The sequence below is a fragment of the Petrocella sp. genome, from assembly GCF_059865615.1.
Map to the genome: position 1 here is coordinate 44,221 of NZ_JCBCDA010000075.1, position 21,432 is coordinate 65,652.

General features: G+C 35.8%; 27 protein-coding genes and 1 riboswitch. Of the genes, 25 read left to right on the top strand and 2 right to left on the bottom strand.

Features of this window, described 5'->3' with window-relative positions:
* Positions 1–342 precede the first annotated feature (342 nt).
* The 5 genes from AC6F8J_RS08980 to AC6F8J_RS09000 all read left to right on the top strand — a co-directional run bounded on the left by AC6F8J_RS08980 (position 343) and on the right by AC6F8J_RS09000 (position 5,008).
* A complete protein-coding gene (locus AC6F8J_RS08980; protein WP_500722688.1) occupies positions 343–2,196 on the top strand; it encodes a TIGR03960 family B12-binding radical SAM protein in 1,854 nt (617 codons plus the stop codon).
* A complete protein-coding gene (locus AC6F8J_RS08985; protein WP_500722690.1) occupies positions 2,180–2,857 on the top strand; it encodes a TIGR03936 family radical SAM-associated protein in 678 nt (225 codons plus the stop codon). The genes AC6F8J_RS08980 and AC6F8J_RS08985 overlap by 17 nt, the downstream gene beginning before the upstream one ends.
* Before the next feature lie 4 nt (positions 2,858–2,861).
* Positions 2,862–4,049: a ribonuclease E/G gene (locus AC6F8J_RS08990; RefSeq protein ID WP_500722692.1), complete on the top strand. Its 1,188-nt coding sequence runs from the start codon at positions 2,862–2,864 to the stop codon at positions 4,047–4,049.
* Positions 4,050–4,123: 74 nt separating this feature from the next.
* A complete protein-coding gene (locus AC6F8J_RS08995) occupies positions 4,124–4,369 on the top strand; it encodes a hypothetical protein (protein ID WP_500722694.1) in 246 nt (81 codons plus the stop codon).
* A 108-nt stretch (positions 4,370–4,477) separates the two neighbouring features.
* Positions 4,478–5,008 carry an isochorismatase family protein gene (locus tag AC6F8J_RS09000; protein WP_500722696.1) on the top strand — a complete coding sequence of 177 codons (531 nt, stop codon included), beginning with the start codon at positions 4,478–4,480 and terminating at the stop codon, positions 5,006–5,008.
* Here the strand turns inward: AC6F8J_RS09000 and AC6F8J_RS09005 are convergent.
* Positions 5,005–5,553: a hypothetical protein gene (locus AC6F8J_RS09005; protein WP_500722698.1), complete on the bottom strand. Its 549-nt coding sequence runs from the start codon at positions 5,551–5,553 to the stop codon at positions 5,005–5,007. The genes AC6F8J_RS09000 and AC6F8J_RS09005 overlap by 4 nt on opposite strands.
* 219 nt (positions 5,554–5,772) lie before the next feature.
* On the opposite strand from AC6F8J_RS09005, the gene rplU reads away from it, so the two are divergent.
* The 8 genes from rplU (at position 5,773) to rsfS (ending at position 10,009) form a co-directional block, all read left to right on the top strand.
* Positions 5,773–6,087, top strand: coding sequence for a 50S ribosomal protein L21 (rplU, locus tag AC6F8J_RS09010; RefSeq protein WP_275842864.1), 315 nt, complete (start codon positions 5,773–5,775; stop codon positions 6,085–6,087).
* Between the two features lie 2 nt (positions 6,088–6,089).
* Positions 6,090–6,413, top strand: coding sequence for a ribosomal-processing cysteine protease Prp (locus AC6F8J_RS09015; RefSeq protein WP_275842865.1), 324 nt, complete (start codon positions 6,090–6,092; stop codon positions 6,411–6,413).
* 2 nt (positions 6,414–6,415) lie between these two features.
* Positions 6,416–6,700, top strand: a complete 285-nt coding sequence (rpmA, locus tag AC6F8J_RS09020; RefSeq protein ID WP_125135586.1) for a 50S ribosomal protein L27 — start codon at positions 6,416–6,418, stop codon at positions 6,698–6,700.
* Positions 6,701–6,837: 137 nt separating this feature from the next.
* Positions 6,838–8,112, top strand: a complete 1,275-nt coding sequence (gene obgE / locus AC6F8J_RS09025) for a GTPase ObgE (protein WP_500722733.1) — start codon at positions 6,838–6,840, stop codon at positions 8,110–8,112.
* A gap of 17 nt (positions 8,113–8,129) precedes the next feature.
* Positions 8,130–8,420 carry a ribosome assembly RNA-binding protein YhbY gene (gene yhbY / locus AC6F8J_RS09030; RefSeq protein ID WP_275842866.1) on the top strand — a complete coding sequence of 97 codons (291 nt, stop codon included), beginning with the start codon at positions 8,130–8,132 and terminating at the stop codon, positions 8,418–8,420.
* 27 nt (positions 8,421–8,447) lie between these two features.
* Positions 8,448–9,050 carry a nicotinate-nucleotide adenylyltransferase gene (gene nadD / locus AC6F8J_RS09035; protein ID WP_500722701.1) on the top strand — a complete coding sequence of 201 codons (603 nt, stop codon included), beginning with the start codon at positions 8,448–8,450 and terminating at the stop codon, positions 9,048–9,050.
* Between the two features lie 9 nt (positions 9,051–9,059).
* A complete protein-coding gene (gene yqeK / locus AC6F8J_RS09040; protein ID WP_500722703.1) occupies positions 9,060–9,653 on the top strand; it encodes a bis(5'-nucleosyl)-tetraphosphatase (symmetrical) YqeK in 594 nt (197 codons plus the stop codon).
* 2 nt (positions 9,654–9,655) lie between these two features.
* The gene (rsfS, locus tag AC6F8J_RS09045; RefSeq protein WP_275842869.1) at positions 9,656–10,009 is read left to right on the top strand and encodes a ribosome silencing factor; all 354 of its coding nucleotides are present in this window, start codon (positions 9,656–9,658) and stop codon (positions 10,007–10,009) included.
* A gap of 629 nt (positions 10,010–10,638) precedes the next feature.
* On the opposite strand, the gene lexA is transcribed toward rsfS, so the two are convergent.
* Positions 10,639–11,277, bottom strand: a complete 639-nt coding sequence (gene lexA / locus AC6F8J_RS09050; RefSeq protein WP_500722705.1) for a transcriptional repressor LexA — start codon at positions 11,275–11,277, stop codon at positions 10,639–10,641.
* Between the two features lie 164 nt (positions 11,278–11,441).
* Between lexA and AC6F8J_RS09055 the strand changes: the two genes are divergently transcribed.
* The 12 genes from AC6F8J_RS09055 to AC6F8J_RS09110 all read left to right on the top strand — a co-directional run bounded on the left by AC6F8J_RS09055 (position 11,442) and on the right by AC6F8J_RS09110 (position 21,336).
* On the top strand, positions 11,442–11,810 hold the full coding sequence (locus AC6F8J_RS09055) for a LysM peptidoglycan-binding domain-containing protein (RefSeq protein WP_500722708.1): 369 nt from the start codon (positions 11,442–11,444) through the stop codon (positions 11,808–11,810).
* Positions 11,811–12,073: 263 nt separating this feature from the next.
* Complete coding sequence (locus AC6F8J_RS09060) at positions 12,074–12,322, top strand: type II toxin-antitoxin system Phd/YefM family antitoxin (protein WP_500722710.1); 249 nt, start codon at positions 12,074–12,076, stop codon at positions 12,320–12,322.
* A complete protein-coding gene (locus tag AC6F8J_RS09065; protein ID WP_500722712.1) occupies positions 12,322–12,582 on the top strand; it encodes a Txe/YoeB family addiction module toxin in 261 nt (86 codons plus the stop codon). Before AC6F8J_RS09060 ends, AC6F8J_RS09065 begins: the two co-directional genes overlap by 1 nt.
* A gap of 535 nt (positions 12,583–13,117) precedes the next feature.
* On the top strand, positions 13,118–13,378 hold the full coding sequence (locus AC6F8J_RS09070) for a TetR family transcriptional regulator (RefSeq protein ID WP_500722714.1): 261 nt from the start codon (positions 13,118–13,120) through the stop codon (positions 13,376–13,378).
* Positions 13,379–13,543: 165 nt separating this feature from the next.
* Entirely contained in the window at positions 13,544–13,675 is a 132-nt protein-coding gene (locus tag AC6F8J_RS09075) for a hypothetical protein (protein WP_500722716.1), read from the top strand.
* Between the two features lie 208 nt (positions 13,676–13,883).
* A riboswitch (glycine riboswitch) is annotated at positions 13,884–13,983 on the top strand.
* 138 nt (positions 13,984–14,121) lie between these two features.
* Entirely contained in the window at positions 14,122–15,201 is a 1,080-nt protein-coding gene (gene gcvT / locus AC6F8J_RS09080; protein WP_500722718.1) for a glycine cleavage system aminomethyltransferase GcvT, read from the top strand.
* A gap of 53 nt (positions 15,202–15,254) precedes the next feature.
* Entirely contained in the window at positions 15,255–15,638 is a 384-nt protein-coding gene (gene gcvH, locus AC6F8J_RS09085) for a glycine cleavage system protein GcvH (protein ID WP_500722720.1), read from the top strand.
* 8 nt (positions 15,639–15,646) lie between these two features.
* Entirely contained in the window at positions 15,647–16,978 is a 1,332-nt protein-coding gene (gene gcvPA / locus AC6F8J_RS09090) for an aminomethyl-transferring glycine dehydrogenase subunit GcvPA (protein WP_500722722.1), read from the top strand.
* Positions 16,978–18,435 carry an aminomethyl-transferring glycine dehydrogenase subunit GcvPB gene (gcvPB, locus tag AC6F8J_RS09095; protein WP_500722724.1) on the top strand — a complete coding sequence of 486 codons (1,458 nt, stop codon included), beginning with the start codon at positions 16,978–16,980 and terminating at the stop codon, positions 18,433–18,435. The genes gcvPA and gcvPB overlap by 1 nt, the downstream gene beginning before the upstream one ends.
* A complete protein-coding gene (lpdA, locus tag AC6F8J_RS09100) occupies positions 18,432–19,835 on the top strand; it encodes a dihydrolipoyl dehydrogenase (RefSeq protein WP_500722726.1) in 1,404 nt (467 codons plus the stop codon). Before gcvPB ends, lpdA begins: the two co-directional genes overlap by 4 nt.
* 103 nt (positions 19,836–19,938) lie before the next feature.
* Entirely contained in the window at positions 19,939–20,547 is a 609-nt protein-coding gene (locus tag AC6F8J_RS09105; protein WP_500722729.1) for a methyltransferase domain-containing protein, read from the top strand.
* A gap of 591 nt (positions 20,548–21,138) precedes the next feature.
* Positions 21,139–21,336 (top strand): LuxR C-terminal-related transcriptional regulator, encoded by a 198-nt coding sequence (locus AC6F8J_RS09110; RefSeq protein ID WP_500722731.1) that lies wholly within the window; start codon positions 21,139–21,141, stop codon positions 21,334–21,336.
* The last annotated feature ends 96 nt before the right edge of the window (positions 21,337–21,432 follow it).

Genomic DNA, 21,432 nt, shown 5'->3' on the forward strand with positions numbered 1-21,432 from the left:
ACTAAATTATTATTGAACCTTCACATAAAATATCTATGAACTTGTGAAGCAAAGTTATTCTTTTATAATAGCTTTAATTCTACTTATTAATTTAAGACTTATAAAAAGACTCTAGCTATAGTTATATCACAATTGCCGTAGTTCATCAAGGTTGAAATGTATTTATATATTATTGAAGAGAAGGACTGGAGATAAGAAGTGTGATTCAATGTTTGACTATTTCATTAGAATCATGTAATATTTACTGTTGAGGTAGAATCTTTAATTAAATCTCTCTCATCTAGTTTAAGGAAATAAGAGCTCAAATAGCTATATACTCAGTTTTTAATACAAGGAGACTTTATGGATAAATTGTTTTTAGAAGACAGGATTTTACTGCAAGTAGAAAAGCCTGCTAGATACATTGGTAACGAGGTTAATGCCATCTATAAGAATGACGAGGAAGTAGCCATTCGTTTTGCTTTATGTTTTCCGGATGTTTATGACATTGGTATGAGTCATCTGGGCCTTTCCATACTTTATAATCTTTTGAACCAACGGGATGATCTCTGGTGTGAACGTGTTTTTTCGCCGTGGGTGGATTTAGATCGTATTATGGAAGAAGAGAACATTCCGCTTTTTGCTCTTGAGAGCCAAGAGCCCATTAAGACGTTTGATTTTATAGGGATTACCATTCAATATGAAATGTGCTATACCAATATTTTAAGAATACTGGATCTAGCTCAGATACCTTTACTAAGTAAAGATCGAACAGAAGACCATCCTCTTGTTTGTGCAGGAGGACCTTGTGTCTACAACCCTGAACCCATTAGTGACTTTATTGATTTCTTCTATATAGGAGAAGGGGAAGTTCAACTAGATGCTTTAATGGATGCTTATAAACTTCACAGAGAAAATGGCGGGACTAAAAAAGCTTTTCTTGAAATAGCCGCTACATTAGAAGGCATTTATGTGCCATCATTCTATAATGTTTCTTATTATGAAGACGGTACTATAGAAAGTTTTGTGCCTAATCATCCAAAGGCGAAGCCACAAATTAGAAAAGTCATCATGATGGATATGACAAAGTCAAGATATCCCATGCAACCAATCGTTCCTTATATCCAAACCGTGCATGATCGCGTTGTTCTTGAACTTTTCAGAGGTTGTGCTAGAGGCTGTCGTTTTTGTCAAGCGGGTATCATTTACCGTCCCGTACGTGAAAAAAATCTGGAAATATTAAAAGAACAAGCCATAGAGATTGTTAAAAATACAGGGCATGATGAAATATCTCTTATTTCCTTAAGCTCCAGTGACTATTCTCAATTAAATACTTTGGCATCTTATCTGATAGAAGCACCAGAATTGGCCCATGTGAACTTGTCCTTGCCCTCACTACGAATTGATGACTTTTCAATAGAACTGATGCGAAAAGTACAAGATGTACGAAAAAGCAGTCTTACTTTTGCCCCGGAAGCCGGTTCTCAAAGAATGCGAGATGTGATTAATAAGAACATAAGCGAAGAAGATATTCTTCAAGGTGCCTACGAGGCTTTTATGGGCGGTTGGAATAGGGTTAAGATGTATTTTATGCTTGGTCTACCGACGGAGACAGAAGAGGATGTCTTAGCTATTCCTAAACTGGGACAGGATATTGTAAATAAGTGGTTTACCTTGCCAGGGGATATGCGTAAGCAAAGGCTTCAGATTGTACTTAGCACCTCGTTCTTCATACCAAAGCCATTTACACCTTTTCAATGGATGGGACAAGCAAGTAGCGATGCTTTTTTAGAAAAAGCTAAACTCATTAATATGAACATTAATAAGAAGAACATCAAGTATAACAGCCATGATGCAGACACCAGTCGAATAGAAGGCGTTTTGGCCCGTGGTGATCGAAAGCTTAACGAGGTCATCTTGAAAGTGTATCAAAAAGGCGCTCGCTATGATGCATGGTCAGAGCATTTTAATGTAGCATTATGGAACGAAGCCTTTGGTGAATTAAATATGGATTCAGCCTTTTACAATGAAAGAAGGCGTGAACTAGAAGAAATTCTTCCCTGGGATTTTATCGATATCGGTGTAAAAAAATCATTTTTATATGATGAGTTTTTGCTCGCAAAGGAAGGAAAAACCACAGTAAATTGTATGGAGGGATGTACCAACTGTGGTGCGATGTGTTTTGAAGGAGGTATTTGTTATGCTCGTAAGGCTTAAGTTCAAAAAAGAAGGACCGATTCGATTTGTTGGTCATCTGGATATGATGCGGACCTTTCAAAAAATGTTCACTAGGGCAGGTATTCCTATTGCATACTCTGAGGGTTTTAATCCTCATCAGATATTTTCTTTTGCCAGTGCACTGGCTGTTGGTGTAAGCAGTGAAAGCGAGTATATGGATGTTAAGCTGACTGAGGATGTTGCCATTAATGTGTTGATTGAAGCTATTAATTTAAAAGCCCCTGATGGTATCTTCTTTTTAGATGGTGTTGAAATAGACAATAAAGAAACCTCCGCCATGGCTTCAGTTGTAGCAGCCACTTATAGGATAGAGGTTTTAAATTCGATTATTACAGAAGATATGTTATCGGAGATGATGTCTCAAGAAACACTGATTATAAGAAAGAAGAATAAAAAGGGAAAAATCAATGATTTTGACTTGAGACCGGGTATTATAAATATCTTGTTAAAAGACAAACACCTTATAATGACCGTAGCCAATGGAAGTCATTTTAACATCAAGCCGGAAATGGTGCTGGAAAAACTCTTGGCTTTAAACAATTTGAACTATGTGCGTTGTGATTATCGATTCCATCGTGTTGAAATCTACCATGACCATAATGGTTTACGGCCTTTGTTAGAGGTTAAGTTAGGATTGTGATGAAATGAGTAAAAAACTAGTAACTACCCGTTACAATGAAAATATATTATGCGCTCTTTTGGATGAGAAGGAACGTGTACTTGAGGTTCATCTTTTTTCCGGAGAAGTTGAAACAGACATCGGCAATATCTATGTGGGTACGGTAAAGACTGTCAAAAAAAACATTCTATCCGCTTTTGTAGACATAGGTAAAAGTGACAATGTTTTTTTATCTTTACAAGAATCCAAAAATGTTTATTATGCAAAAAAGGTCGGAAAAGGCCAAGCACTTGTTCCGGGAGATGAGGTTCTAATTCAGATTCAGAAGGATGCCCATAAAACCAAACTAGCAAAAGCCATAACTGATTTTTGTTTGACAGGTCGTTATGTTGTTTTGACAACGGATAAATCTTCCGTGTTTATATCGTCAAAGATTACAGAGGATGATGAACGGTTAAGGCTTAAAAACCTTATAAAGAATTATGTTTCAAAGTCGTATGGTTTTATTGTTCGAACCAATTGTAGTTTTGTTCTAGATGAACTGGTGATTGATGAAGTTCAAAAATTGATTCAGTTATATGACAAAATATTAAACACCTTAACCTATAGAAGTACGGGTCAGCGTATTTATACCCAAGGATCACCTTATATGACTTTGCTCAAAGATTTTCATGAAGATGAAGTAACCGATTATATCTATGATGATGAAAACCTATATCATGAAGTGGAAAAGTTTTTATGTGAAAATCATCCGGAAATCCTTCATAAACTCATGCTGGTAGAGCAAGAGATATCTTTGTACAATTATTTTAATGTCCAAAGTAAAATCGACAAACTTTTACATAAAAAAGTATGGTTAAAGTCTGGCGCATCTATTATAATTGAACCTACCGAAGCATTAACGGTTATTGATGTTAATACGGAGAAAACATTAAGTAAAAAACAGGTAAAAGAAACGATTTTTAACACAAATATGGAAGCAGCTGAAGAAATTGTCTATCAATTACGTGCTCGAAACATATCCGGAATTATTATTATTGATTTTATTGATATGTCAGATTTAGAAGATAAGAATAAGCTTATGCAAAGATTAAGATATCTAACAAGTTTTGACAGAATAAAGACAACGGTGATTGATATGACAGCACTCGGTCTTGTTGAGGTGACAAGAAAGAAAATCAAACAGCCCCTATCTGAATTATGGGATATTTAGATACCATAATTTAATTGTTGAATTTATAATATATATTTGTTAAAATGAGAGTATTAAAATGAGGGTGGTGACATATGTCGACTTTTAAGAAATTAAAAGACTTTTTTTTCGGTAACTGGCAAGAAGTATACATTACAACTTTAGAAAATGAGTTTAACCGTGTAATTGGATTGCTTGATCAAAACGGCATAAAATACAAATACAAAATTCTAACAGGACATAAAAAAGATAGAACAGCATCATCAAGAAATGCTTATTATATTCACATTTTAAAAGAAGATTTCCCAAAATTCAATCAATTACTGGACTATAAGTTGTAAAGCTCAGATTTCTGTTTCTAGTACTCTAGGGAAAACTATCGTATCAATAAAACTTATTTTGACACATATGTTATACTAGAATTGAAACATGTGAAAGGAGGGCTTCACGTGGATAACAAGACAGCATTATTGATACTTGAAGTTCAACAAGGTCTTTTTGATAAAGAGAAGTTTAGATTATATAAAGAAGAGGCATTACTAAAAAACATCAGAAAACTAATCGACCGAGCTCATGAAGAAGGTGCTATGGTTATATATTTGCAACATTCGGATGAAGACTCAGGCTTTATTAAGGGTACAAAAGAATGGGAAATTCATCCAGATATTCAGCCGATGGAGAAGGATTACGTTATTGAGAATCATACTCCAAACGCATTTTACAAAACAAAATTGCATGATTTATTAACAAGGGAAGATATTAAATATCTGGTCATTACAGGGGTTCAGACGGAAGGTAGCATTGATACGACTTGCAGACAAGCTTTTTCTCTTGGATATCATAATATCTTAGCCAAAGATGCCCATTCTACATTTGACTCCATTCCACTCACAGCACAACAGATTATTGACCATCATCATAGGATCATGGCCAGTTGGTTTGCTGAACTGATTAGTAGTGAAGATATTGAGTTTTTCTAATTAAGTTTAGGTGTCAGCACTTCTGTGGAAAGAAATTTGTTAAAAATCCTTGAATCAAAAAGATGATGGGTAAAATAGTTGGGGTCATCAAAAGACTTCACATAACCTTTTCTATAGTCTTCAAATAAACTTGTAGGGTCTGTTTTTATACCATAACTTATTTTTAGATCATATTCACAGAAGAAGGTCTCAAAAATAGCATGGTTAAACTGTTCTTTTGGCAATAAAAAGGCTATTGCAAAATCCTCTATAGGTTTACCTTTACTTAATATGCCTAGTATAGATTTTCCATGTCGTACCTGAATCGGTCTTATTTGATGTTGTAGATTAAAGCGGTTTAGACTTTTTTCAATGCTCATAACATACTCTAGGGGGATGGGTTGATTTATTGATCCAAGATGGGTTTCAATCATTATGAATAGATCTTCTCTCTGTGACAGTTTTCGGTATATATCCAATCGGAAGGCTGTCATATTTTCATGATGATGATAAAGGGTATGGTACTTATCAAGTTTTTTGTCGTAAGTTACTTTTAATTCTTTCATAATACCTCCAAATACATGATTTCACTGTTCTTATTATAGCAAAGAAAGACATTTCTGGAAACAGTTGTTATATTGATGAAAGGCAGTACAGTGATTTACCAAAAGACCTTGACATAGTTTGCTAACTGTGATAATCTATACCATGGTATGCCGCACGGTCAGGTTATAAGTCTTTGGACGCCAAAACCGGCGAGTCTTAAAAAACGAGGAGGTGCCAGAATGTATGCAATTATAGCAACAGGTGGAAAACAATACAAAGTAGCTGAAGGTGATGTCGTAAGAGTTGAAAAGCTCGGATTAGCTGAAGGTGATGCTGTGGTTTTTGATCAAGTTATGTTGGTTTCAAATGAAGGGGATGTAACCCTTGGAAATCCTACTATAACAACTGCAAAAGTAACAGGAACTGTTACGGCTGAAGGTAAAAGCAAAAAGATCACTGTTTTCAAATATAAGCCTAAGAACAATGGTTATAAAAGAAAACAAGGTCATAGACAACCTTTCACTGCAGTTAAAATCGACACGATTACTTTATAAGTATGATCGCAATCATTCTTTATAAAAGAGAAGCCGGTAATGTTGGTTTTTGTGTAAGTGGTCATGCAGGTTATGAAACAAAAGGTAAAGACATTGTATGTGCAAGTGTATCAGTCCTTGCTATTAATACAGTCAATGCCATTAAGTCTTTTACAGACGATCGATTTTCTCTTCAATATGATGAAGATGGAAAAATTGATATGCTTATGAAGACAACTATGTCTCCCACGAGTCAAGTACTACTTGACACATTTGAATTGGGTATGACATCGATTTATGAAGAATATGGACATGATTATATAAATATTAAAATCGAGGAGGTGTAACCATGTTAAGAATGAACCTTCAATTATTTGCACATAAAAAGGGTGTTGGTTCTACCAAAAATGGTAGAGATTCCGAATCCAAAAGACTGGGTGCAAAAAGAGCGGACGGACAATTTGTGTTAGCAGGTAATATACTATTTAGACAACGTGGAACTAAGATTCATCCTGGTAACAATGTAGGAAGAGGCGGCGACGATACGCTTTTTGCATTGGTAGATGGTGTTGTTAAGTTTGAAAGAAAAGGCAGAGACAAAAAACAAGTATCTGTTTATCCAAAAGCTCAATAAGAATTATTTAAGTTTCAATGGTTTAGGCTATTGAAACTTTTTTATTTAATGGTGTGCGTTGCATATGTATCATTATGTTATAATAAAAAAGAACGGTTGATTTGTTGCTAAGCAAGGGAAAAAAGGTGCAAGTTATGATTTTTGTAGATCAAGTAAGACTAAAAGTAAAATCCGGACGAGGTGGAGACGGTTGTGTCAGCTTCAGACGTGAAAAATATGTACCAAACGGTGGACCGGATGGTGGTGATGGTGGACGCGGCGGGGATGTTGTTTTTGTCGTTGATCCTAATTTAAATACACTTTATCCCTTTAGACATGCTCGGGTTTTTAAAGCAGGAAGCGGTCAAATGGGTATGGGCAGTAATTGCCATGGCAAGGATGCGGATGATCTTATCATCAAAGTCCCCAAAGGAACCATTATTAAAGAAGCCAATACCGGAAAAGTTATAAAAGACCTTTCTGCTTCAGATGAAGTATATAAACTGCTAAATGGTGGTAAAGGTGGTAAAGGCAATCAACATTATGCGACACCTACCATGCAAATACCCAAATATGCACAGCCGGGTCAAGAAAATAAGGAAATAGAAATTATCCTTGAACTCAAATCCATAGCAGATGTTGGTTTGGTGGGCTATCCAAATGTAGGTAAATCCACATTATTATCTGTTGTGTCGAATGCAAAACCCAAAATAGCAAACTATCATTTTACTACATTAAACCCAAATTTAGGAGTCGTCGATATTAATGGAGATGGATTTGTTATTGCGGATATTCCTGGTCTCATTGAAGGTGCATCAGAGGGTATCGGCCTTGGTTATGAATTCTTGAAGCATGTTGAAAGAACGAAGGTTTTACTCCATGTGGTAGATGTTGCTTCGACTGAGGGTAGAGACCCTGTAGAAGACATACGCAAAATGCAATATGAATTAGAACAGTTTAATCCTGAATTGTTGAATAAACCACAGATTATTGCAGCCAACAAAATTGACGCCTTATTTGAAAATGAAGCTCTTGATCGACTAAGAGAGACCTTTGAAAAAGAAGGCATAAAAGTATTTCCAATCTCTGCTGTAGCAAGAAAAGGATTAAATGAGCTTCTGTATCATCTTGATGGCATATTAAAAGCGATGCCACAGGAGCACTTAATATATGAACAGGAGTTTTTTATTAAAAATATCGAAGATCCGAAAGAACCTATCATAGTTTCTAAAGACGCCGATGGTGTTTTTACAGTTGAAGGTAGTAGAGTGGAACGTATGCTTGGCTATACCAACCTTGAAGATGAAAAAGGATTTATTTTCTTTCAGAATTTTCTTGAAACAGAAGGCATTCTAAAAGAACTTGAATCTTTGGGTATAGAAGAAGGAGACACTGTAAAAATCTATTATCTACAATTTGACTATTATAAATAAGCTTGAAGGAGAAATATATGAATTCTAAACAAAGAGCATATTTGAAGAAATTGGCGAACCCTTTAGAACCGATTTTTCAAGTTGGAAAAGGCGGTGCTTCTCCGGAACTAACAGAGGGCATAAATGAGGCTCTTGAAAAACGAGAGCTCATTAAAGTCAATGTACTAAAAAATTGTATTTATGAAGTGAAAGATATTGCCGAAATGATTGGTGAAAGAACCCATGCCCAAGTGGTTCAAGTCATAGGACGCAAGTTTGTACTTTATAGACCTTCTAAAGATGAGCCTAAAATAATTTTACCTAAATAAAAGCAAATAATTATGAAGGAGACTGTTATGAACAACATTGCTATCATGGGGGGGACATTTAACCCCATACATATCGGTCATTTAATAGCAGCCCAATGTACGAACGATCATCATTTATTTGAAGAGATATGGTTTATGCCTTCAGGTAATCCACCTCATAAAGAAAACAAGATGATTATTGATGTGGCCCATCGTATGGAAATGTGTCGTTTAGCGATTAAAAACAACCCTACTTTTCGAATTTCGGATTATGAGATAAACAGAAATGGTAAGGTTTATTCAGTCGATACTTTTGCAATGCTTCAAAAAGAATTTCCCGACAACAGGTATTGGTTAATTATAGGTACAGACTCGCTTTTTAATCTTGAAAAATGGTATAATCATAAGAAGCTACTTAAAATCGGTGATTTTGTTATTGTCCATCGTAGTGGCTATGATGAGGAAGAGTCTTTGGAGCAACAAGCCAGACTGAGAGAATGTTATAACACCTCTTTTATGAATGTACATATGCCTCAAATAGAAGTGTCAAGCACATTAATTCGAAAACGCATCGCTGAGGGCAAGTCCATTAACCACTTCGTACCTGACGTTGTCAGTGATTATATTAATAAGCATAAACTATACACCTAGGTGATGATCATGAAATCCATTGAAGTTCTTATTACAGACCAAAAAATCACACGCAAACTTAAGAAAAAGCTTTCTCCTAAAAGGTATGAGCATACCCTTAATGTTACAAAAGTTGCTTATGAACTGGGAAGGGTACATCATTATAGTCCCAATAAAGCCGCACTTGCAGGACTATTACATGATTGTGCCAAGCACTATTCAAATGAGAAACTACTTGATCTTTGTGAAAGATATCATATATCAAAAAGCAAGGCTGAAGAAATGAATGGTGATTTGTTACATGCAAAGGTTGGTGCCTTTATTGCCAAAGAAAAATATCATATAGAAGATCCGGATATTCTTAATGCCATAACATACCATACAACAGGACGTCCTAGTATGAACTTGCTTGAAAAAATTGTTTACATAAGTGACTATATTGAACCGGGACGAAAACATGGCGGTCGACTTGATTTGATTCGTAGAATTGCTTATCAGGACTTGGACCAAGCTATGCTCTATATTCTAGAAGACTCACTGGAGTATTTATACCACAAAAAGGTAACTATAGATCCATTAACAAAAGAAACTTATAACTATTATAAGAAATTAAGAAGGGAATAACTATGTCAATTATTAAAGAAATGGTAAAAATTGCATACGATGCATTAGATGACAAGCAAGGTGAAGATATTCGTATCATTGATATTTCAGGCATCAGTGTTATGGCAGATTATTTCATCATAGCGCATGGTAACAACCCCAATCATGTAAGAACCTTAATGGATTTTACTGAAGAGAAATTAAACAAAGCCGGTTTCGATACCAAAAACATTGAAGGTAATCATAATGGGAGTTGGGTACTTCTTGATTTTAAAGATATTATTGTCCATATTTTTGATAAAGAAAACCGTTCCTTCTATGATTTAGAACGTATTTGGGCGGATGGGAAGATAATTGAGGATGTTAAATCGTTTTAGTGAAATAGTAGCAAGGTTTTAAGGCTCTTTGTCAAATCTTGGGGTAATCCCTATATTAATGGGTCAACCAAGTCTCTAAGTGAAAAAAGCTTAGGGACTTTTTTAAATGAAGTTAGATGTTTTTTTTACGCCTTAATACAAGCTGGGGATAGAATAAACGGGATTTTAATGGTGGGTCCCATGAAAACCCTTCCACAGTATGTATGACTACGGCCTCCGGTTGGTGCGTTCTGCACCAAAAGTCGACGGACAGCTTCCTGCTGTCTAGCAAATTTCATAAGAAAGTTTTTATTTTAGCATCATGTCTTGTAGCTTGACATGATGCATGAGGTTACTTTCTTATGAGCCTAGTCACACACACTGCTTCTAGGAACTTCACGGTCGATGTTGGCTTAATTGATATAAAGAAAAAAGCTAGGCAGCAAAACAATCCAAAACCTACAGGATTTAAGCAATATTCTACATCCATGTAGAACTGTGATGGATCAGCACTTTTTCTTTCCTCATTCGGTTCCGCATTTAGAAAAATAATTTCTTTCCATAAAAATGGCCTGAATCAGATTTTTATTCTGAGGCAGACCTATTTTTTGTATATATAATTATAGTGAAACAAGGTAGAAGCATTCAGTTTAGATGTATTGTCTAAACAAACTGATGACTTTACCTTCGATTAAGATGGAATCATCGTAGACACGTATGGGTTCTAGTTGATCGTTTTCCGGTTGCAGACGAATGTGATCGCTTTCGCGGTAATAGGTCTTGACGGTTACAGAATCTTCAAGTAGGGCAACGACGATGTCACCGTTTGTTGCTGTGGATTGCTTTTGAACGATAATTAAGTCGCCTTCAAATATGCCGACGTTGATCATGCTATCACCTTTGACACGAAGCATAAATAGCTCTTGATTGGGCGCATAATCAACCGGTAGGGGAAAGTATTCTTCAATATTTTCTACAGCCAGAAGAGGCTCTCCTGCGGCGACACGTCCCACTATGGGTACATTTAGTATTTCACGTCTTTGAACATTAAACTCATCATCTAGAATCTCAATAGCTCTTGGTTTAGTAGGATCTCTGCGAATGACGCCTTTTTTCTCTAAACGTTCCAAATGGCCATGTACCGTTGATGTGGATTTCAATCCAACAGCTTCACCGATTTCTCTGACAGACGGCGGATAGCCTTTACTTAATATCTCTTGTTTTAAAAAATCTAAAATCAATTGTTGTTTTTCTCCTAAATCATTTGACACGAAGCTCACCCCATTCATATATTTACCTTTTATAATCATATTAGAATGTATGTTCTAATGAAATAAGTATAGCATAGCTTTATAAAAACATCAAACATTTGTTCGCTTTTTATAAAAAGCATTGACACAGAACGCACGTTCGTATATAATTGAAATACAAACAAACGTTCGGGAGTGATGAGATGAAGTCGATAGCAAAATGTAGACAATACAGAAATTACCAAAACTATGAATTTATAAAAACAATTGCCGGTATTATAATTGCAGCGGTATTACTCTTATATCTTGTTCAAGTAAGCTTTGGATCAAATAGCGTACAAGGTGATATTTATGTAGAAGATAAGGCTTACATCGTCATCCAAATTGAAAAAGATGATAGTTTATGGTCGATTGCAAGTGCGTATATGAATCGTGATTATTATGATCATGAATCGTATATTAAAGAAGTTATAAATATGAATCATTTGAAGGATACTACCATCCAAGCAGGGGAACAGATACTGATTCCCATCATAAAAAGTCAAGAGCTGAGGGTTACTTTGTTAGAATAGTCCAGTTGTGACAATTAATTTACTTTTCTCATTTGTAAAATCTATTGTTAGCTTAAAGATAGTGTCAGATAAAGAAAGATAAAAGAAAAACACCAAGTTGTGATATTATAAGTTTTGTGAGAAACCAAAATATACAACGAAAGGTGTTTTTCTTACGCTATTAATTATTTTGTTAATAGCGTGATCTTTTATAATGAGTTAAGTATAAAACCCATTGACGTACGTAATGAAGTACGCTATACTATTTATAGGAGGTGAAGTACATGTTAACGTTAAGTGTCTCAAATCTTAGAAAAGATTTGTATAATATCATAAATCAAACGATTAAATTCGATGAACCCGTTCATGTAAATGCTAAAGAAGGAAATGCAGTTATTATAAGTGAAAATGATTATAATAGCCTCATTGAAACGCTTCATATTTCATCAATACCAGGCATGAAAGAAAGCTTGATTGAAATGAAAAATGCACCGGATGATGAATTTATTAATGCTGATGAGGTTGATTGGTAATGTATAAAGTTTTATTGTCTAAAAAAGCTTTAAAAGATATTAAAAATTTAAAGTCGGCAGGGCTGTCGGATAAAACACATTTGTTGATTGATTTACTTAAAATAAACCCATATACAACACCACCAAGTTATGAGAAATTAGTTGGTAATCTGGATGGTATGTATTCACGAAGAATAAATATTCAACATAGGTTGGTTTATACAGTGAACGAACAAGAGCAAATCGTTAAAGTCTTAAGAATGTGGACACATTATGAGTGAACTACCCCTTACCATAAAGGATTGTGGTCATTCACTCAAAAAATAAAAAGAATTACAGTTAACTAAACTGTGATTCTTTTTATTTTTTGCTTGTATAAGACACAAGTTTGGCACTTTTATGGTTTTTCTTATCTGCAAAAATTGATAGATTAACGTTGTTCAAATTAAAGCATTAACAAATATAACAGTGTTATATTTTCAGAGTAGAGTTAATTTGTATAACTAATTAATATAATCCATCATCAAAAACCAACGAGATTTAGACATAACCACCAAGACAAAAATAAGGAGCCAATCATGAACCAAAAAGTTACGAATAACCTATATTGTAGAAGACATTATTCAAGAGCAGACGTTGGAGGCTGATGATATTTCAGGAGTGACCCTAAGTAGTCAATTAATAAAAAAAGCAGTGGAAAATGCATTTGAATAGCAAACTTTACACCACTAGAAAATATGCTAATGATAGAGACGATATCATTATTTAAGAAAGAGTGTTATCAATGACAACAAGCAAAAAACAAAAAAAGAACATATGATTCAACAATATTTTGCCGAAATAGCTGGAAAAATGATACATAAAAATAGTATTCAAAGTGTCTCTGTTCGAAAAGTTGCAGATGAAGCTGGTTATTCACTTGGTACCATATACAATCATTATAAAAACGTAGATGCTTTATTATGGGTTACTCGAAGCCAGATGATTCAGGAAATTGGGGACTACATGTTAACCAATTGCCCAGAAGACATTCAGAACATTCAGGATGTAACAGCCGTTTTTAGTACATATATATAGTATTTTGTTAAGCATCCAACAATTTTTGAGTTTTTGTATTTTCACAAACTAGAAAAATGTGAAAAAGAACAATTATCGTTTCATGAAACCGAAGGATTTTCAAAATGTTTTGGACCACTTGTTGGCTATATTACATCAGAATGTGGTAAAAGCCCGGAACAGTCTATGAAACTTATAAAGTCAATTATATATATGGTTCATGGTTTATTAACTTTATCCGCCTCAGGTAATGACGATATATCTATTGATACCATCGAAGGGGAGTTAGACATTATTGTTAAAATGATGTTAGAGTAATTAAACAAGTTTAAAGCAAATAACAATAAGCTTAAATATAAAAAGTAAACGTCCTAACAGCCAAAAAAAATCCGGTATGAAGCAAGGCTAATATATACCTAATAAACTTACTTGGTATAAGATTTTAAGATTAGTACCGATAGTTAATTTCTTGTTATAATTTACAGAAATATATGGAGTGTGTTATACTTAAAGTAGATTTTGCTAAATGATTTTAGGGAAAGAGACCCTCAGTTGGCGCCGAAGAAGCAATATATTCCAAATCCTAGAATGTAGAATCTTTCAGGCAAAAGGATCCCTAAAGGATAGCTCTCTGGAAAGACCTTAAGTGGTCACCGAAGGGGCAATACTCTCAGGTAAACATACAGAGTTTTAAAGGTGCTTATTTATTGTGCTTTTAGGACTCTGTTTTTTAGTTCTTGAGAAAATTATGTAAGGAGGGACTTATGGGTAAGAGAACATGTTTATATGATATGCATATTCAGTATAATGCTAAGATAGTGGATTTTGCCGGCTTCGATATGCCAATCCAGTATGAAGGCATTATGGATGAACATGCAGCGACGAGAAATGCAATTGGCCTATTTGATGTAAGTCATATGGGTAAGTTTGAGCTTAAAGGAGAAGAGGCAAAAAGTTGCATTAATTACTTGGTTACAAATGATTTGACAGCTTTAGTAGATGGGCAAGCTATGTATGCACCAATGTGTTATGAAGATGGCGGAACTGTAGATGATATCCTCGTATATCAACATGCGCCTAACAATCTGCTTTTGGTTGTTAATGCTGGTAATAAGGATAAGGATTATAAATGGATTGAGGGTCATTTATTTCCGGGGGTTGACTTGAAGGATGTCACAAATGAATTGTGCCAATTAGCGGTTCAAGGACCAAAGTCAGTAGCGTTAATCCTATCACTAACCAATATTTCTTTAAGTACTTTGAAATATTATCACTTCGTAGATCAAGTTCTTATTGCTGATGTAACTATGCTAATCTCCAGAACCGGTTACACCGGTGAAGATGGTTTTGAACTGTATTTTGATAAAAAAGATGCGGAAAAAATATGGAATCTTTTATTAGAAGAAGGCTCGTCCTATGGTATTAAACCATGTGGCTTAGGTGCTAGAGATACTTTAAGGTTTGAAGCCGGTATGCCACTGTATGGAAATGAGTTATCAGAAAACATCAACCCACTAGAAGCCGGATTAGGCTATTTTGTTAAATTGGATGGCGAAGACTTCATTGGTAAATCAAGTTTAGTAGAGTATAAGGTTCAACCAAAACGAAAATTAGTTGGCTTTGAATTAATGGATAAAGGTATTGCAAGACATGGAGCCCAGGTTCTAAACACAGATGAAGAACGAATAGGTACTGTCACGACCGGCTATATCTCACCAACACTTGGCAAGTCCATTGGTTTGGCATTGATCCCTTATGCCTATGACAAAGACAGTATCTTTGTGCAAGTAAGAAAGAATCGTCTAGAAGCTAAAATCATAAATAAAAAATTTTTAAAACAGTAAGGAAGTAACTTATTAAGGTTCAAAAAACCATAACAAATTTGAGGAGGTTTTTTATGAAAATTGTAAAAGGTTTATATTATTCGAAGGACCATGAATGGATTAAGATTGAAGGGGATCGTGGTTATATTGGCATCACAGACTACGCTCAAGAAGCAATGGGGGACATTGTCTTCGTTGAGTTACCAGATGTAGATGAAAGCTTTGCGGCAGAAGATAACTTTGCAGTTGTTGAATCCGTTAAAGCAGCTGCCGACATCTACCTGCCAATTGGTGCAACCGTTGTTGAGGTCAATAACAAACTGGAAGATGAACCGGAACTATTGAATAAGGCACCCTTTGATGCCTATATTGCCATAATCGAAGATTTTGAAACGGACGAATTAGAAACACTGATGGATGCTGATGCATATGAAGCTTATTGCAACAGCTTAGAATAGGAGGACTTATGCATCCTTATTTGCCACATACCCAAGCGGATATTGACCATATGCTCCAGAAAATTGGCGTAAATTCCATAGAAGACCTTTTTACGGATATTGATGCTAAGGCTTTGCTTAAATCACCGATGCAATTACCTAAGGCGGAAAGTGAAGGGCAGGTCATTAAAAAGCTTACAAAATTGGGTGAACGTAATATTGATACCGCCAATTGGTTAAGTTTTGTCGGTGGTGGCATCTATGAACACTCGATTCCGACCATTGTACCCCATTTAATATCTAGATCGGAGTTCTATACCGCTTATACACCTTATCAGCCCGAAATATCACAAGGCACTTTGCAAGCCATTTTTGAATATCAGACCATGATTTGTGAACTTACAGGGCTTAAAGTCGCCAACGCCTCCCATTATGATGGTTCAACCGCTCTTGCAGAAGCTGCTTTTATGGCATGTGGGGCAACAAGACGTAAGACCATACTCATTCCGGATACCCTACCGCCGGAATCAAAAAATGTGCTAAGAACGTATTTGAAGTATAAGGATTTAGAGTTAATGGAAGTGCCCTCTAAAGATGGTCTTGTAAGTAGTCATACTCTAAATGATTATATCAACGAAGATATAGCGGCTTATATTGTCGCTACACCTAACTTTTATGGTAACTTAGAAGATCTGACCGGTGTGTCAGACAGTCTACATGCTAATAAGAGTCTATTGATTATTATGTCCAATCCTATGTCGCTAAGTCTATTCAAATCACCCGGTGAATGGGGTGCTGATATCGCCGTCGGTGACGGTCAAGTGTTTGGTAATCCTATGAATTTTGGAGGACCCACACTAGGCTATATGGCTTGTACAGAAAAACTAATGCGTAAGATGCCGGGACGTATTGTTGGTCAAACCCTTGATTTAGATGGGAAAAGAGGGTACGTACTAACTTTGCAAGCAAGAGAACAACACATACGTAGAGAAAAGGCCACAAGCAACATCACATCTAATGAAGCCTTAAATGTGCTTGCAGCCACCATTTATTTAAGTGCCATGGGACTTGCCGGTATTAAAGAAGTTGCAAGACGGTCCCACATTAACGCTTGCTATCTTAGAGATCACCTAAAGGGCATTAAAGGTATTAAAATCATGCATAATCAACATATTTTCAATGAATTTGTCATTCAAATACGTGACGGTGTGGATGTTATGAAATCTCTTGAATTGTTTCAGATTATACCGGGTATTCTTATTGATCAAGAAAAAAATCTTCTCTTAATAACGACCACAGAAGTGCATGAAAAAGATGATCTAGATACTTTGATAGTGGCGATGAAGGAGGTGCTTGCGTGATGCAAAAAAATATATATGAGATCAGCAAAGAAGGACGACGGGGGTATTATTTTGATACCTATGACCTTGAAGATTACAGCAAAAGCTTTGAGATTCCAAAAAAGTATAAGCGTGAACAAGCACCAAGGTTGCCTGAGCTTAGTGAAAACTATGTGGTCAGGCATTTTACCAATCTCTCCAATAGGAACTATGGTGTGGATACAGGTATGTACCCCCTAGGATCTTGTACTATGAAATACAACCCCAAAATCAATGAAGTGGTCGCTGCCATGCCGAATTTTTCCCATACTCATCCGAGTTGGCGTGAAAAACATGTTCAAGGGAATATGAGAATCATCTATGAACTCCAAGGTATGTTAAGTGAACTCACCGGTATGCCTGGTGTTTCCTTACAACCGGCTGCGGGATCACATGGTGAACTGACCGGACTTATGATTATGAAACAGTATCTTATTGACCAAGGAGATGTTCATAAGAAGAACATCATTATTCCGGACTCTGCCCACGGGACCAATCCAGCCAGTGTGACCATGGCGGGCTTTGTTGCTATGGAAGTGAAGTCCAATGCTGAAGGTACCATCGACATGGATGCCCTTGATCACCTTATTGATGAAAATACTGCCGGACTCATGTTAACCAACCCAAATACATTAGGGCTTTTTGAAAAAGACATTCTGGAAATAACGAAGCGTATTCATGATGTAGGAGGGCTTGTCTACTGTGACGGCGCGAATATGAACGCCAATATGGGCATCACGAGACCCCTTGAAATGGGCTTTGATATTGTGCATTTGAATCTACATAAAACATTATCAACACCTCATGGTGGTGGTGGCCCAGGTTCAGGCCCAGTTGGCGTGGTATCCAGCTTACAAGAGTATCTGCCCGGTCCGATTGTTATAGCATCTGATGAGGACTTCTATAGCTTTAAGATGCCAACTAAGAGTATTGGTCATGTTAAGAACTACTTTGGTAATTTTGGCGTCTACTTAAGAGCCTATGTGTATTTCCTTACTATGGGCGGAGAAGGTCTGAAGCTTGCCAGTCAGTTGGCGGTACTTAATGCCAATTACATGAAAGCATGTTTAAAAGATGCTTATAAGGTCCCTTATAAGTCTATATGCAAGCATGAATTTGTATTAGCCGGACTAAAAGAGCCAGGGGATGTATCCACTTTAGATGTTGCAAAACGCTTGATTGATTATAAGGTGCATCCACCAACCATTTATTTTCCTTTGATTGTTGAACAATGCCTTATGATTGAACCTACTGAATCCGAAAGTCTAGAAACCTTAGATGACTATATAAATATTCTACTTAAGATTGCAAAAGAAGCGAAAGAGCAACCGGAATTGTTATATAATGCACCAACAACTGCATCTGTCAGACGACTAGACGAGGTCAGTGTTGCTAGAAATCCGGTACTCAGCTATCGTTTCAATGGAGAAGAACAATGATAAAAGACATAATCATTATAGGTGGTGGGCCGGCTGGCTATGAAGCTGCACTCTATGGTGCGCGTTATGGCGGTAACATGACCTTGATTGAAGATCACAAAATTGGTGGTACCTGTCTTAACTATGGCTGTATACCCACCAAAACTTTAATTGAACGTGGTGCCTTATACAACAAAATGATCCATGCCAGTGACATGGGCATTCTTCATGACCATGTAGAAGTGGATTATGAAAGTATGCAAAAGCAAAAAACAAAAATCATAAGCGATTTGGCAAAGGGCATCATGGGTCAGTTAAAGAAAGAAAAAGTAAACTATATTGAAGGCTTTGCCACAATAGAAAATAGAAAGACGGTATCGGTCACCTTAAGTGATGGTTCTATCCGTCGGTTTGTTGGAGATGCCATTGTCCTTGCAACCGGTTCAAAATCTGTAATACCGAATATTAAAGGTATAGAAAATGAACGCATACGAACATCTAAGGATATTCTGGAGATGAAACGTTTGCCGGCATCTATCACCATCGTAGGTGGTGGGGTGATAGGTATGGAATTTGCATCCATGCTAAATCATATGGGTGTAAAAGTACGAGTCGTTGAATATGAGAAAAACATATTACCAACAGTAGACACTTCAGTATCCAAGCGCTTAAAAAGTCTATGTCAACAAGCCGGTATAGACATACATACCGGTTCAAAGGTGATCGGCTTTGAATCTCTTCCTAGTGATATGGATGATTTGGATGACACTGAGGTTAATAAGGCCATCCGGACCATCTTTCTAGAGAAAGAAAAAGAGGTTCATATTGATTCGGAGTATGTTTTGTTATCTGTTGGCCGTATGGGCGTTTGGGATCAGGAAACCATTGAAGAACTGGGTATAACACATAATAATAGATTCATACAAGTAGACGCCAACTATGAAACCAGTGTAGAAGGCATTTATGCAATTGGTGATGTTAACGGGCTTTCTTTACTGGCACATGCGGCATACAACCAAGGACGGCAATTAATGGGCTATCTTCTTAGAAATCAAAATATTCATAGCCCAAGCATTCCCGGCTGTATTTTTACAGATCCTGAGATTGGCAGTATTGGACTTAGTGAAGAAGAAGCAATGGAAAAAGGTGTGAAATACAAAAGTCAAAAAACCTTATATGGCACATCCGGTAAAGCCATGGCCATGAACGCAACTACAGGCTTTATCAAATCCCTTGTTAGTGAAGAGGGGAAATTGATCGGACTGCATATTCTGGGTGCCCACAGTACGGATTTGATCCATTATGGTATCATTGCAATGGAAGGTGGTCTTACAATTAGCCAATTACAAGATATGGTTTTTGCCCATCCTACATTAGGGGAACTCTTTAGTGATCATGTTCATAGTTACTATACTTTTTAGATGCTTTGTTTTATAATGTATTTAGGTTAAAGTGTTAAAATAAAAAAAACGACAACGACGACAAGTAGTTAACATAATATTGTTATGTAAAGTAGGTGATCTTATGAGCAAGTTAAAGCATTTTTATTACGATTCTTTTATGCTGCCTTTGGAAAAATTAAGGCTTCATGATAAGAGAAAACAATTACTCAAAGATGTATCTGGTGATGTCTTAGAAGTTGGGTATGGTACAGGCGTCAATCTGGCTTATTATCCGTACGAGCAGATGGACAGTTTGACGATGGTTGATCAAAAGATTCCGGATCATTTTTCAACCAAAAAAATACCCAAAAATATAATATTAAGTATCATGAAGGGGGATGTAACCCGTTTACCTTTTGAGGATGCATCTTTTGATAGCATTGTTGTGACCTTTATGTTCTGTTCAGTTCTCCAGCCTGAAAAAGGGGTCAGTGAGCTCTACCGGGTACTACGTCCGGAGGGTAGACTCTACTTTATGGAACATGTATTGCCCAGTGCCAGACCTTATAATCAACTTTTTCATAAGTTGACACCGGTTTGGAAGAGGGTAGCCAGTAATTGCCACCTAAATAGAGAAACGGTTATGACCATACAACACGGTGGTTTTAGATTAGTGGAGTATCATCGCTTCTTTAAAACAAGTTTTGCTTTTGGGATCGCTAAAAAAGGTGAATTATACGATATTCAGTAAGACTTCTTATCTTAACAGAAAAAATGAAAAACAGGGACTATGTTGACATAATAATGTTATGTTAATATAGTCCTTATTTATTACTTTGAGAGGTCTTACTTTTCTTGGCATGGCCTAATCAAGCATATTCATTTATATACAACAAGGATGTGTCTTGACATATAAAATTCTATAGGCCTATTGAATCAAAAAATTAGGTAAAACTTGACAAAAATATCAAAGTAATATATAAATAGTCATATGCAGATTCATGTATGAAATCATAAGAAATAGTTGTGTTTCTAATAAACATCTCTTCACCAACTATTTTAAAATGGATTTTGTGAGAATTATAGATATAATAAACGACTGAGGATGGGGAAATAGAATAATGCGGGGAAATGTATAGGTAATCATGACATTTCGCAATTTATTTCCAGGACAAAAAACTGAATATATTACAGACATTTATTAATACCTCTTTTGTTATGCTTATATATAACAAAGATAGGTTTTACTAAATGATGATTTAAAATGGTATATAAAACCAATTATAATAAGCTTTGAAATTCGTTTTAAAACTTGTTTCTCGGAAAATATTTGAGGTGGCATATGAATAAAAGCATCAGTGAACAGCAAAAAGTAATTTTAAAACTCGCTGCTAAAGGATTAATTAATGAAGCAATAGCATATGAATTAAATGTTAGTGAAAATACAATTAAGTATCACAAAAAAAGAATTTTTAAAATACTAAATGTATCGTCTATGGCTGAAGCGCTTAGTTTTGCTTATGAAAACAGTATCATTTAACCATTATTTAAAAAACTGAATTGTATTCAATTTATATAAACTGAAATTGACGAGTAAAGTAGTGTATTTAAGTTTCTAAATTTGGAGAAATAGGAG